This window comes from Treponema maltophilum ATCC 51939 (assembly GCF_000413055.1).
Lineage (GTDB): Bacteria > Spirochaetota > Spirochaetia > Treponematales > Treponemataceae > Treponema_C > Treponema_C maltophilum.
Genome location: NZ_KE332518.1, coordinates 915,958 through 929,710 on the forward strand (window position 1 = coordinate 915,958; position 13,753 = coordinate 929,710).

Sequence of the window (13,753 nt, forward strand, 5' to 3'; positions counted from 1 at the left end):
CATATCGAAGTATGAATCTTAACGATAAGCGCATTCAAGCGTATACTAAAACCGCGCAGGGTGCGAAAGACGATACCGTCGGCAAAGTACGCACGCATATGGATGAACTTATGAAGCGCGACGGTCTTTTAAAATCGGCAAAGCCGGCCGGCGGCGCTGAAAAACAAACGCAAAATCAAGCGCAAAATCAAGCGCGGCAAAATGCGCAGAGCGGTGCAGCTTCTTTAGCCGGCAGCGGCTCAAGCGGCGCCGATTCGGTGTACCGCAGGGTCGCAAAGTTTTTGCTGCTTATCGGCGTAAACGAAGCCGCCAAAATATTGCCGCATTTAACCGCAGAGCAAACCGAAAAAATCATTCCCGAACTCGCTTCTATACGGAGCGTTGATCCGGATGAAGCGTCCGTTATTTTTGCCGAATTCCAATCCCTTTTGGAACGTTCGCGCCAATCCGGCGGCGTACAGACGGCGCGCACGATTTTGGAAAAAGCCTTCGGCGCCGATAAAGCGCAGGCAATGCTCGAAAAAACGGTAAGTTATCCTGACGGCACTCCGTTCGACTATTTGCAGGAAATAAGCGCGGAGCGTCTTTCTCAACTTTTAAAGGACGAGTCGGCGCCGGTACAGGCTTTGGTGCTTTCGCGTTTAAAGCCCGCACTTGCCGCAGCTTTTATAAAATCGCTCGACCGTGAACGCCAAAAAGATATCATCGGCCGTATGGCTAAACTTTCTTCAATATCGTCCGAAGTTGTGCGGCGGGTCGACCGTGCCATGCGTGAAAAATCGCAAACGCTGAGCACCGAAACGGGTACCGCCTTGGACGGTCGCGGTGTTTTGGCCGAAATCTTAAAGAAAATGGATCCCGAATCCGAAAAATCCATATTGTCCGTGCTCGATGAAAACGATGCGGAACTCGGCGCCGATGTGCGCAAAAGGCTGTTTACGCTCGACGATATTATCCGCGCCGACGATCGGTTTATTCAGGAAACGCTTCGCTCCATGAGCGACGGGGATCTTGCGCTTTTGATTGCGGGCAAACCGGAAGAATTCCGCGAAAAAATTTTAACGAACGTATCGAAGGACAGGGGCGATTCCGTTTTGGAAGAAGAGCAGCTTAAAAAGCCGATCCGTAAAAGGGATGCGGACGAAGTTACCGACGCTTTTTTCGGCACGCTGCGCCGCGCATGGGAGCAGGGAAAATTGGCTATAAAAGGCAGGGACGACGATGTCTTCGTGTGACGCATGGCAACTTGTAAAGCGCGAAGAATGCGCCGAATATAAATCGGAGGGGCTTTGGTACCGGCATAAAAAAACGGGCATGGAAGTGTTTCATCTTTTTAACGACGATGAAGAAAACCTCTTTGCCTTCGGTTTTAAAACGCTGAATGCGGCTTCCGACGGGGCGGCCCATGTGCTGGAGCATTCGGTTCTCTGCGGTTCGAAGCGCTATCCTTTAAAAGACCCCTTTTTGCAGTTAAACAATCAAAGCGTAAAAACCTTTTTAAATGCGATGACCTTCCCCGATAAAACGCTGTATCCGGCGTCTTCGATGGTTAAGGCCGATTATTTTAATTTGATGGCCGTATACGGCGATGCGGTTTTCAATCCCCTGCTTTCGGAAGAAACCTTCGCTCAGGAAGCGCACCGTTTTGAAGTCGGCGATGTGGGAAAGGTTTCGGTGCAGGGCGTCGTCTATAACGAGATGAAAGGCGCTTATTCGAGCTTCGACGACATCGTGTCCGATTACGTTATCCGCTATACTTTTCCGGGAACGCCGTATGCCTTCGATTCGGGAGGCGATCCGGTCGATATTCCCTCGCTGACGCTCGAAAAGCTGAAAGCTTTTCATGCCGAACATTACGGCCCCGCGCACTGCCGCCTCTTTTTGTACGGGAACATTCCTACGGAAACGCAGCTTGAATTTATCGAAACGCATTTTTTAAAAGACCTCAGTGCGCAGGACGGCTCGGTCGGCGTCGGCGCTTTGCACGCTTTGGAGCAAAGCATTTACGATTGTTCGTTCGACAAACCGCAAACGGTTCGCGCAAGCGCTCCTGCGGGAAGCGGCGAAAAGGGCGAAACCGTGCTTCTTAACTGGGTTTTGGGAAACAGCGCTTCTCCCGATTCTTACATGCAAGCCGTTTTGCTTTCCGAAATTCTTACCGGACACGACGCTTCTCCGCTTACAAAGGCTTTAATGCAGTCCGGCTTGGGCGAAGATATCGCGCCGAACACGGGCTTGGAATGCGACCTTGCGCGCCTGTTGTTTTCGTGCGGCATGAGGGGAGTTAAAAAAGGCGACGAGGAAAAAATCGAACGTTGCATTAACGATGTGTTGTCCGGTCTTGCGCAAAACGGCGTTTCCGACGACGATTTGCACGCCGCTTTAATGTCGGTCGATTTTTCGCAGCGCGAAGTGCAGCGTTCTTCGGGTCCCTGGTCGCTCGTTCTTATGCGGCGCGCGTTCCGCGGCTGGCTTAACGGAACCGATCCGTTTTCGTCGCTTAAAACACGGGCCGCTTTCGAGCGCCTTAAAAGCCGTATTGCGCTCGCCGACGGAAAAGCCTATCTGCAATCGCTGGTAAAAAAATTTTTTTTGGATAATCCGCACCGGCTTTTGCTTACTGTTATACCCGACAAAGAGTACGACAAAAAGCGCGAAAAAGCGTATGAAAAGCAAAGTTCTTCGTGTACTTTGAGCCGGGACGAAATCGAAAAAAAACAAAAAGCGTTGCACGCGTATCAAAGCAAAGATGACGAAAAGCTGCGTTCGCTCATTCCCCATTTAAAGCCGCGCGACCTCGAAAAAAAAATAGACTGCATCCACACCGAGCGCACGGCCATTGCGGACATTCCCGCCTTTGTGCACAACGAAGCGGTAAACGGCATCGTGTATGTTATCGCCGCCGTGCCGGTTGACGAACTGGAGCCGGATTTGTATCCGTTTTTGCCTTTTTACGCGCAGGTTCTTACGAACGTCGGTTTTAAAGGCATGGATTGGGCGGAAGCGGCGGCAAAAAGCGCGCTCATTACCGGCGGCTTCGGCGCTTCGGTTTTTACGTCGGCAATGACGCCGCGCGCGGCAAAACTGCCCGAATCCGGGCGGGATTCCCTGCTCGGGCGCGATTGGCTTTTTTTACGCGTTAAAATGCTTGCCGAATATGCAAAAGAAGGCGTCGATTTACTGTTCGATTGTTTTGAATCGCCCGATTTTTCCGATGAAAAACGCATTAAAGACCTCGCGCTCGAATACCGCAACGATTTCGTATCTTCAATCGTTCCGGCGGGGCATATGTATGCGCTTTCGCGCTGCGCCCGCTATTTCAGCCGCTCAAAATCGGTTGAAGAATTGTGGAGCGGATTAAGTCAGTTGTATACGGCAAAACACATTGCCGCGATGGAAAGCGCGGAAACGGCACATCTTTTGCGCACAATCCACGAAAAACTCCGCGGCAGCGGCATTTGCGTGAATATTACCGCCGATAAAGAAGGTTTGCCCGGAGCCGAAAAAGCGCTTTCGGTACGCTTAAAAGCATACGCGTCGCCGAAAGTTCCTTCGCCGACCTTTTGTTCGCGCTTGGACGCCGAAGCATTTTTGCCGTTCGGGCGCATAGAAAATATCGACGAAAGTTCAAAGAACCTTTGCGTGTATACGCTTCCGTGCGAAACGGGCTTTGCCGCTTCTTCGTTTGCATCGTCGGCATACGGTACAAAAGAAGCCGTATACGAAAGCCTGTTTGCGCACTGGTTTTCGAACAATGTGCTGTGGGAAAAAATCCGCACCGTCGGCGGAGCCTACGGCGCCTTTGCTTCCGCGGACGTATTGGAAAAGGTATTCTCCTTCGTTACGTACCGCGACCCCGATCCGGCGCGTTCTTTGGATGCCTTCGTTCAATGTTTGGATGAATCGTCTTCGGCGCGTATAAGCGGCGATATTTTGGAGCGCGCGATTACCGGCTCGTACAGCAAAGAAGTACAGCCGCGTTCTCCGTCCGCCCGCGGTTTTACCGGTTTTATGCGCTCGCTGTACGGCATCCGCGACGAAGAGCGCGAAGAAAAGCTGAGCATACTGCTTTGTGCCGGTTCTTCCGACCTTCAAAAAGCCGCTTCTTCGTTGGCCCGCCGTGCGGAATGTGCAAAAAATGCGCTTATATGCGGAAAATACGATAAATCCACTGGAATAATTATTCCGTTGTCCGTATAATCGGTTAAAGAGGATTTTGATGAAAAGAACTTTCGTACGGAAAAATTGCAAAATGCTCGGTACTTTGCATAAAAAGCACGGCTTTATGTGTTGGCGCCACGTTTTCAGCGGGTTGAATCTTAAAACGGGCGACAGAAAAAGTTTTTTCATTGAATTTTTTATTATCAATCCTTCGCGTTCTCCCCAAGAGCCCGTGTTCGGTCAGCTGTACGAACAAAAGATAAAAAAATATTATCCGTCGTACATTATGGTTAAAGCCGGCGCGTGGGGGAAAAACGCAAAACAAATACATGAATTTTATCCGGCTTCCGACCTTCAATTCGACCGGCGCCGATTGAATTTGCGCCTTAATTCTTTAACCGTTAGCGAGGATCGCCTGACCGGTTCCGTTTTTATGAGCGAACAGGATGTGCTTTTGCATCCCGAATATATGAGCGACGCGGGCAGCATGTCGTGGGATTTAAGCATGCAAAAAGAATTTCCTTCCGCATTCGGCGGCGTAAACTGGCACGCGCAGGGAATAAAAACCGCGTATAAGGGAAAGGTCGTATATAACGACGAAGAATATATTGTAACGAGCGAAAAATCGTTCGGCTACGCGGACAAATTCTGGGGGCGCGATTTTACCAGTCCGCTTATGTACGTTGCGTCTTCAAACGCCGTAAGCGATATAAGCGGCCGTCCCTTAAAGGATACATGCTTTGCCGTCGGCTGCGGGTGCTCGAAAACAAAGGGTGCGCATAATGTGCCGCAGTATACGGCCGTCTTTTATTACGAAGGCATACGCTACGATTTCGGTTTGAATTTTTTAAGCGGAAAAAGCCGCGTCAAATTCACTTTCCGCGAAAGCGCCGAAGATTTGCATTGGCTTGTTTGCGCCGAAACTTCGAAGCATTTATTCGACATAGACGTTTTTTGCAAAAAAAACGATACGCTCTTTATGCATTACGAATCGCCGGAAAGCTTTAAATATCATAATCGCTTGTGGAGCTGCGGTTCGGGAATCGGCGAAATCAAGTTTTTTCAAAAAGGCGGCAAAAAGCTTGAACTGATCGAATCCGCCCGAATCGAAAATTGCTTTTGCGAATACGGCGAATACGACATGCTTGACTTCATTTGAAAACGTTTGTTTTCTGTTGACTCTTCCGTGAGAATATGATATTTTCTTTGGTTAGTATTAACTAACATTCAGGAGAGTTTTATGAAAAAATTTGTCATCGTGATATGCATTGCATCGCTTTTATTTGCATCGTGCGCACAAAAGAAAACCGCGGCCGCGGCGGAAAAGATAACCGTCATCGATCAAAACAATATGGAGGCAACGCTTAACGGCAAGCCCGATCGAATCGTACTGACCGCGCTTCCGCTTCCGAGTATATACGCGCTGACCGGTGAACCGATCGAAAAGCTTGTGGGTATGCATCCGGGCGCTACAAGCGCAATCAAAAATTCCGTCATGGGCGCCATGTACCCCGCGCTTTTGAACGTGCCGTCGAATTTTATCAACGGCGTCGATATCAATATCGAAGAGCTCATGAAACTTAAGCCCGATGTCGTCATGTATTGGGCGGAATACACGAATCAGTATGAATTGTTAAAGTCTGCCGGTATTCCGGCTGTCGGCGTGAAAACGCAGGGCGACGGAGACGTCATCGTAACGATGGACAGCTGGCTTGCCATCATGGGCGAGATGTTCGGCAAAAGCAAAAAAGTCGACGCGGTTTTGGAATACGGCCGCTCGCTGCAAAAAGATATTTTATCGAAAATCGAAGGGATTCCCGACAGCGATAAGCCGAAGGTTTTGTACATATTCAATCACAGTTCCGAAGAGATATCGGTGAGCGGCAATAAATTTTACGGCGGTACGTGGATAGAAAACACCGGCGGTATAAACGCCGCTCGTGAAATTCAGGGACACGCCATCGTTAATATGGAACAGATCTATAAATGGAATCCCGATATCATCCTCATTACGACATTTACGGAAACCATGCCGGAAGACCTCTACGAAAATAAAATACGCGGACAAAATTGGAGCAACGTTGCCGCGGTTAAAAATAAAAAGGTGTTCAAAGAACCTCTGGGCGTGTACCGCTGGTTCCCGCCGTCCGGAGACGCACCGCTCATGTCCATGTGGATGGCGAATCACATGCAGCCCGGTATCTTCAATTACGATATGCAAAAAGAAATCAAAGAGTATTATAAGCGTTTTTATCAATACGATTTAACCGACGAACAGATCGAAGGCATTTTGACTGCGAACACCGAAGCCGCTAAAGGTGCGAATTTCGGGGGAAAACAGTAAGAATGTTTAAAGGAAAAAACGGCATAAATCTTCTTTTAGCTGTACTTTTATGTGCCGTGAGCGTTTCGGCATTGTGTATCGGAAGATATACGATGAACCCGCTCGACGTGTTCCGTTCCGCCGTTCACTACGGGGAAAACTCCGCGCTCGATACGGTCATCTGGTCGGTACGGCTGCCGCGCATTATAATGGCGGCGGCGGTCGGAAGCGGACTTTCAGTTGCGGGTTTGAGCTTACAGGCTATGTTCGGCAATCCGCTCGTAAGCGCTCACGTCCTCGGCGTTTCGTACAGCGCGGGTTTCGGCGCCGCCTTGGGCATATTGCTCTTTTCCAATTTTGCAATAGTTGAAACAAGTTCTCTTTTGTTCGGCCTTGTCGGCATGGCGCTGACGTACCGGCTCAGTAAACGCAAAGGCGGACGCAGCACACTGACTTTAGTGCTTTCGGGGATTATCGTCGGGGCGGCCTTTGAAGCGCTGACCTCTCTTATAAAATTCGTTGCCGACCCGGAATCGAAGCTGCCGACGATCACGTATTGGCTTATGGGAAGTTTAGCAGGCACTTCATATGCGGATATCGCAAAAGCCGTTCCGCCTTTGCTCGCCGCAATCTTTGTGCTGTGGCTTTTCCGCTGGCGGCTGAACGTACTTTCTCTTTCCCGCGAAGAAGCGCTTTCGCTCGGCGTCAACATAAACAGAACCCGCGCGATTATTATTGCAGCCTCGACGCTCATTGCGGCCGTTACCGTTTCGCACTGCGGCGTCATCGGCTTTGTCGGTTTGGCCGTTCCGCATCTTTCGCGCATGCTCGTCGGCACCGATCACAAATACAGTTGTTTGACGTCCGTTTTGCTGGGCGCGGTTTTTTTAATCGTCATCGATACATTTGCCCGAAGCGTTACGGCAACCGAAATTCCGCTGTCGATTTTAACGGCACTTATAGGCGCGCCGATCTTTGCAACCCTTTTAAATAAAAGCGGAGGATCGTGGTATGATTGAAGTGGAAAACGCTTCGTTTGCGTACTCCGATGCTCCGCCCTTATTCCGTAATGTGTCATTTCGCGTGGACGCTTCTCAAATTCTTGCCGTTATGGGAGCAAACGGCATCGGAAAGACGACACTCATAAAATGCATTATGGGTTTTCTCAGACTGCAAACGGGAAAGATTTTTGTCGGCCGCAAAAAAATCGATCGTGCCGATATGGACGACAAAAGTTTTTGGAATTCAGTCGCGTATGTACCGCAGGCAAAGAAGAGTGTTTTCGGCTATCAGGTAAAAGAGATGGTTGTACTCGGACGAAACGCATCGATTGCTTTCGGTCGAGTGCCGTCAAAACGCGATTATGAATATGTCGATGCGGTACTGGAACGCTTTGGCATCATTGATCTGAAAGAAAAATCGTGCAATCAGTTGAGCGGCGGTCAACTGCAGATGGTATTGATTGCTCGCGCGCTCGTAAAAAATCCCGAAGTGCTGATATTGGACGAGCCCGAATCGAATTTGGATTTGCGTAATCAAATGCGCGTTTTAAGCATTATTGAAAAACTCTCACACGAAGACGGGCGGGCGGTCATCTTAAACACGCACTTTCCGACAAATGCGCTGAAAATATCCGACATGTCTTTGCTTTTACGGAACAATTCGTACTTGTTTGGACGGTCACAAGATATTATTACTGAAGAAAATATACGTGAGTTTTTCAAAATAGCGTGTTCGATTGTGAGTGTACCTGTCGGAGACAAAGTAGTGAAGGGAATTATTCCGCTCGATTTTATTTGACGTTTCGTTTTTTTAATCGTAAATTTATTGTATGAATTACGATAAAATGACAGTGAAAGTGCAGGATGCGCTGCAAAGCGCGAGCGCTCTTGCGCAGCAAAAAGATCACAGTGAAATCGGTACGGAACACGTACTGTACGCGCTGCTTACTCAGGAAGGCGGCATTGTTGCTCCTATTGTCGAGCGCATCGGAGCGGATCCCGCGCAGCTTGCGGGGCAAGTTCAAGCATTGCTCGACCGTTATCCGGTAGTGCACGGCAACGTGCAAATGGGCTTGTCGGCCGAATTTTCAAAAATACTTGCGAAGGCGGAGCGGGAGGCTTCCGCATTAAAAGACGAATATCTTTCGGCCGAACATATTTTATTGGCAATCGTGTCTTCGGACGGCGAATGCGCTTCGCTTTTAAAGCAAAACGGCATAAATCGCTCTTCCGTTTTGGAAGCGCTTAAAGCCGTGCGCGGCAACCAGCGCGTAACAAATCAGGATCCCGAAGCGACTATGCAGGCGCTGGACAAATATTGCCGCGACCTTACCGCCCTTGCGCGACAGGAAAAAATCGATCCGGTTATCGGGCGCGACGAAGAAATCAGGCGCGTTATGCAAGTGCTGTGCCGCCGCACCAAAAACAATCCCGTGCTTATCGGTGAGCCGGGCGTCGGCAAAACCGCAATAGTCGAAGGGCTTGCCCGCCGCATTGTTGCTTCAGACGTACCGGACAGTTTAAAAAACAAGCGGCTTTTAGCCTTGGATTTGGGCTCTTTGGTTGCCGGCGCGAAATTCCGCGGCGAGTTCGAAGAGCGCTTAAAAGCGGTTATCAACGAAGTGCAAAAAAGCGAAGGGCAAATTATTTTGTTTATCGACGAATTGCACACCTTGGTCGGTGCCGGTGCGAGCGAAGGGTCGATGGATGCTTCCAATTTGTTAAAGCCCGCCCTTGCGCGCGGAGAACTTCGCGCCATCGGAGCGACCACGCTTGACGAATACCGCAAATACATCGAAAAAGATGCGGCGCTGGAGCGGCGCTTTCAGCAAGTGTATTGCGCCGAGCCTTCGGTCGAAGATACCATCGCCATTTTGCGCGGCTTGCAGGAAAAGTACGAAGTGCACCACGGTGTGCGTATCCGCGACGACGCCCTCGTTGCCGCGGCGGTACTTTCGAACCGTTACATTACAAACCGTTTTTTGCCGGATAAGGCCATCGACTTGGTTGACGAAGCGGCGAGTAAGCTGAAGATGGAAATCGAAAGTCAGCCGACCGAACTCGATCAGGAAGAGCGCAAAATTTTGCAGCTGACAATCGAAAAACAAGCGCTCAGCAAAGAAAAAGACGAAGCGTCCAAAGTGCGGCTGGATAAACTGAATAAAGAATTGGCCGAACATACCGCAAAGCGAGATGCGATGAAGCTTCAGTGGCAAAACGAAAAAGAGCGTATAGACGCTTCGCGCAAACTCAAAGAAGAGCTGGAGCAGTTGCATACCGACGAAATCCGCTACACGCGCGAAGGCAATTTGAACAAAGCCGCCGAAATCAAATACGGGCGCATACCCGAAATCGAGCGCAAACTTGAACAAGCCGTCAGCAGCGAGCGCGATGCGGCTTCCGGCAAAACAAGCGACGAAAGCTTATTGCGTCAGGAAGTATCGGAAGAAGACATTGCGCGCATCGTTTCAACGTGGACGGGAATTCCGGTCAGCAAAATGCTTGCCGGCGAAAAGCAAAAGTATTTGGAATTGGAAAACGTATTGCATAAGCGCGTCATCGGACAGGACGAAGCGGTAAAAGCCGTCGCCGATGCAATCAGGCGCAACAGGGCCGGCTTAAGCGACGAAAACCGCCCCTTGGGAAGCTTTTTGTTTATCGGCCCGACGGGCGTCGGCAAAACCGAGCTTGCAAAAACGCTTGCCGACTTTTTGTTTAACGACGAAAAAGCGCTTACCCGCATAGACATGAGCGAGTACATGGAAAAATTCAGCGTAAGCCGCCTTATCGGAGCGCCTCCCGGTTATGTCGGTTACGACGAGGGCGGACAGCTTACCGAAGCGGTGCGCCGGCGTCCGTACAGCGTCGTACTGTTCGACGAAATAGAAAAAGCGCACAGCGACGTATTCAACGTACTTTTGCAAGTGCTCGACGACGGACGCTTAACGGACGGGCAGGGACGCGTCGTGGACTTTAAAAACACGATTATCATTATGACCAGCAATTTGGGAAGCGATTTGATTTTGCAGGCGGACACAAACGAAAAACTGCGCCAAGCGTCCGGTCAAATCGACGCGCTTTTAAAAGCGCAGTTCCGGCCGGAATTTTTAAACCGCATAGACGAAATTATTACGTTCAGCCGCCTCGACAAAAGCTGCATGGAAGCGATTGTGCGCAATCAATTGGAACGCCTTGCAAAACGCTTTGCCGAACGCCGCCAAATTCTGGACGTTTCCGATGATGCCGTCCGCTGGCTTGCCGATACGGGTTACGATCCTTTGTTCGGAGCGAGGCCGGTAAAACGGGCCATTCAAACCTATTTGGAAAATCCGCTTGCGAAAAAAATCCTTGCAGGCGATTATCCCGAAGGCTGCACCGTTCACGTCGGCAAAGGCAAAGACGGTTTAACGTTTTCGTAAAAAACGCGCGTACTCAAAAAGCCCGCATCGTATGAACGCTGCGGGCTTTTTTTTTGCCGCTTGATTTTTCCCCACATAAGGAGTATACCTTAAGTTAAAAGAATCTAACTATACGAAAATGTGCGGGGGAAAATCATTATGAGCAGTTTAAGCGAACTGGGTGCGGATACGCATGCGCGCGTTACCGGCATCGGCGGCGACAATCACTTTCAAAGCAGAATTACCTCTATCGGAGTAACGGTCGGCAGCGAAGTTACAATCGTTCAAAACAATAAAAATCAGCCGATCCTTTTGTACGGGCGCGATACGCTGATCGCCTTAAACAGAAAAGAAGCCGAAAAAGTTGCAGCGGAGGTATTGGGCAAATGAAAAATCTTACTATCGCTTTATTGGGGCAGCCGAATTCGGGAAAGTCCACGCTGTTTAACGGTTTAACGGGCGCAAAGCAGCACGTGGGAAACTGGCCCGGCAAAACCGTCGAAAAAAAAGAAGGTTATTTTGTGCGGAACGGCGTGCGCTACACCCTTGTCGATTTACCCGGAAGCTACGGACTGTCCGCCAATTCCGATGAAGAAGTGATAACGCGCGAATACATCACGTCGGGCAAAGCCGATGTCGTCGCCCTTATCGCGGACGCTTCGCAGCTTAACCGCAGTTTGTTTATGCTTGCCGATTTTGCCGGAATAAACGTTCCCGTCGTTTTGCTTATGAACATGATGGACATTGCCGCAAAGCAGGGGAAAACGGTCGATATAAAGGGATTCGAAAAAGAACTCGGCGTACCGGTTGTTCCGATCGTTGCGGCGGATAAAGCGCAATATAAGGATTTATTCGCCTTTTTGGACGGATTCGACGGAAAAAGCGCTTTAAAAACGGCTTCGCTTGAAAAATCGTACGAAAGCGTTCTCGGAAAACCGTATAAAGATTTAACCGCGCTTCTTCCTGCAAAGGGCATAGGCGCTTTTTCGCGCATGTGGCTTGCGGTAAAACTTATCGAAAAAGATATAAAAGCCGTCGGAATTGTCGAAGACGGCGTTCCGCGCGATGTTTTAAAAAAAATAAAGGAAATTACGGCGCATATTGCAAACGGCAGCCTCGATACCGGAAGCTGCAAATTCGAGTGGATCGATTCGCTTATAGCTTCCTGCGTCCGTCAAGAAAAAACGGTCTTTAAAAGGAGCGCTTTCGACAAGCTGGCGACGAGCAAACGCTGGGGAAAGCCGCTTGCAGTCGGTATTATTATGCTCGGCCTTATTCTTTCCATGCTGATAGGTTTTCCGTTTATGGGCCTCTTTGCGGTTGTAATCCCGAAACTTTCGGCCCTTATCGCAAAGGGACTTTTGGCGCTCGGCGTATCGCAAGTGCTTATATCGCTGCTGTGCGGCGCCGTTATGACGGCGGTTACCTTCGCCTTTCAAATGGCAAGTTTTGTGTTCGGCATCAGTTTGGTGTTCGGCTTTATGGAAGACATCGGCTACATGGCGCGCGTATCGTATGTGTTCGATAACACGATGTCGAAAATCGGGCTGCAGGGCAAAGCCGTCATGCCGTTTTTGGTCAGCTTCGGCTGCAATATCGGCGGCGTAACCGGATCGAGAATTATCGATTCGTGGCAGCAGCGCATAATGACGATCGCGCTTTCGTGGGTTGTTCCCTGTGCCGCAACATGGGGCGTCGTCGGCTTTATAAGCGGCACTTTTTTCGGCGCGCAAGCGATCTTTATCGTGCTTAGTTTGTTTGCCGTCGCTTTTTTGCATTTGATAATCACGTACAATCTGTTTAAAAAATCCTTGTATAAAGGAAAGACGGCGGCCGGCATGATTATGGAACTTCCGCCGTACCACAAGCCGCATTGGAAAAATCTGTTTTTGTCGGTCTGTGACAAAATGGGCGATGTGTTCGTGCGCGCGCTGAGCATTATCATATTGATTTCCGTAGGGTTTTGGCTGCTTTCTTTTACGCCGAGCGGGAACATTTCCAACAGCGTTATTTATAAAATAGGAACGTTTATCGAGCCGGTTACGCGCTTTTTTGGATTGCCGTGGCAGCTTTTTATGGCCTTTGTAGCCTCGGCGATGGGAAAGGAATCGGCGCTCGGCGTTTTGGCGTCTTTGTTCAGTTCGTCGGCGATATGGCAAGCCGTCGAAGTGCGCAGCGCCGTAGATACCGTCGCTTTGAGTTCCGACATGCTGTCGGCTATATCAAAGCCGGAAGCGCTGGCTTTTCTTTTTGCGTTCTTTTTTAACATGCCCTGCTTAATGACTTTAGCCGCAACGGCGCAGGAAACCCATTCCAAAAGATGGACAATCACCATCGCGCTGTACTATATCTTTTTTGCCTTGATTTTGGCCTTTGCGGCATACCGCATAGGATTGCTGTTGTTTTAATCTTCCGTTTGCGTTTTCCGTTTGGAAACGATGTGGACTCTGCCGGTGCGTTTCGGAACAGTGCGCGCCGGGGAGTCTTTTTTTTCGGCTGCGGAATCCTTGGACGCGCTTTGGCCCTTTGTGCGGTACACGGCTTTTTTTGCCTGCTTTTTTTGCAGTGCGAGCTTGCTTTTTTCTTTTTCCTGTTTTTGGATGAAGGCGAGGGCTTCTTCAAAACCTTTCAGATATTTTTGCATATCTTCGGCAAACACCGCGATTTGGTGGCGGTCGAAGGATTCGCCGTTTTTATTTTTGCTTTCGACAATCTGTAAAAAAATATCGCCCGTGCGGTTTTCTTTTACGTTAAAAAAATACGACCTGTTTTCCAATACGATTTGCGTCGTAAAAAGTTCGCCTCTTGCGCCCATATAAAACCGCCTGTCGAGTTTTCAAAGTTGGCTCTAAAAACTGCAGTTTTTAGAG

Annotated in this window: 10 protein-coding genes; 9 read left to right on the forward strand and 1 reads right to left on the reverse strand. The window is 49.6% G+C overall.

Translation table 11 applies throughout. The features are described from left to right. The first annotated feature begins 11 nt into the window (after positions 1–11). From HMPREF9194_RS04110 to feoB, 9 genes are all read left to right on the forward strand, one after another. A complete protein-coding gene (locus tag HMPREF9194_RS04110) occupies positions 12–1,235 on the forward strand; it encodes a flagellar motor switch protein FliG (RefSeq protein WP_016525117.1) in 1,224 nt (407 codons plus the stop codon). After that, positions 1,222–4,200 carry an insulinase family protein gene (locus HMPREF9194_RS04115; RefSeq protein ID WP_016525118.1) on the forward strand — a complete coding sequence of 993 codons (2,979 nt, stop codon included), beginning with the start codon at positions 1,222–1,224 and terminating at the stop codon, positions 4,198–4,200. The genes HMPREF9194_RS04110 and HMPREF9194_RS04115 overlap by 14 nt, the downstream gene beginning before the upstream one ends. A 19-nt stretch (positions 4,201–4,219) precedes the next feature. Next, entirely contained in the window at positions 4,220–5,320 is a 1,101-nt protein-coding gene (locus HMPREF9194_RS04120; protein ID WP_016525119.1) for a hypothetical protein, read from the forward strand. A gap of 81 nt (positions 5,321–5,401) precedes the next feature. Beyond that, the gene (locus HMPREF9194_RS04125) at positions 5,402–6,505 is read left to right on the forward strand and encodes an ABC transporter substrate-binding protein (RefSeq protein ID WP_016525120.1); all 1,104 of its coding nucleotides are present in this window, start codon (positions 5,402–5,404) and stop codon (positions 6,503–6,505) included. Between the two features lie 2 nt (positions 6,506–6,507). Beyond that, positions 6,508–7,503, forward strand: a complete 996-nt coding sequence (locus tag HMPREF9194_RS04130) for a FecCD family ABC transporter permease (protein WP_016525121.1) — start codon at positions 6,508–6,510, stop codon at positions 7,501–7,503. Continuing rightward, positions 7,496–8,284, forward strand: coding sequence for an ABC transporter ATP-binding protein (locus HMPREF9194_RS04135; RefSeq protein ID WP_016525122.1), 789 nt, complete (start codon positions 7,496–7,498; stop codon positions 8,282–8,284). The genes HMPREF9194_RS04130 and HMPREF9194_RS04135 overlap by 8 nt, the downstream gene beginning before the upstream one ends. 31 nt (positions 8,285–8,315) lie before the next feature. Further along, entirely contained in the window at positions 8,316–10,904 is a 2,589-nt protein-coding gene (clpB, locus tag HMPREF9194_RS04140; RefSeq protein WP_016525123.1) for an ATP-dependent chaperone ClpB, read from the forward strand. 138 nt (positions 10,905–11,042) lie between these two features. After that, on the forward strand, positions 11,043–11,273 hold the full coding sequence (locus tag HMPREF9194_RS04145) for a FeoA family protein (protein WP_016525124.1): 231 nt from the start codon (positions 11,043–11,045) through the stop codon (positions 11,271–11,273). After that, positions 11,270–13,291: a ferrous iron transport protein B gene (feoB, locus tag HMPREF9194_RS04150; protein WP_016525125.1), complete on the forward strand. Its 2,022-nt coding sequence runs from the start codon at positions 11,270–11,272 to the stop codon at positions 13,289–13,291. Before HMPREF9194_RS04145 ends, feoB begins: the two co-directional genes overlap by 4 nt. On the opposite strand, the gene HMPREF9194_RS04155 is transcribed toward feoB, so the two are convergent. Then, positions 13,288–13,698 (reverse strand): DUF3276 family protein, encoded by a 411-nt coding sequence (locus HMPREF9194_RS04155; RefSeq protein WP_016525126.1) that lies wholly within the window; start codon positions 13,696–13,698, stop codon positions 13,288–13,290. The genes feoB and HMPREF9194_RS04155 overlap by 4 nt on opposite strands. Between the last annotated feature and the right edge of the window lie 55 nt (positions 13,699–13,753).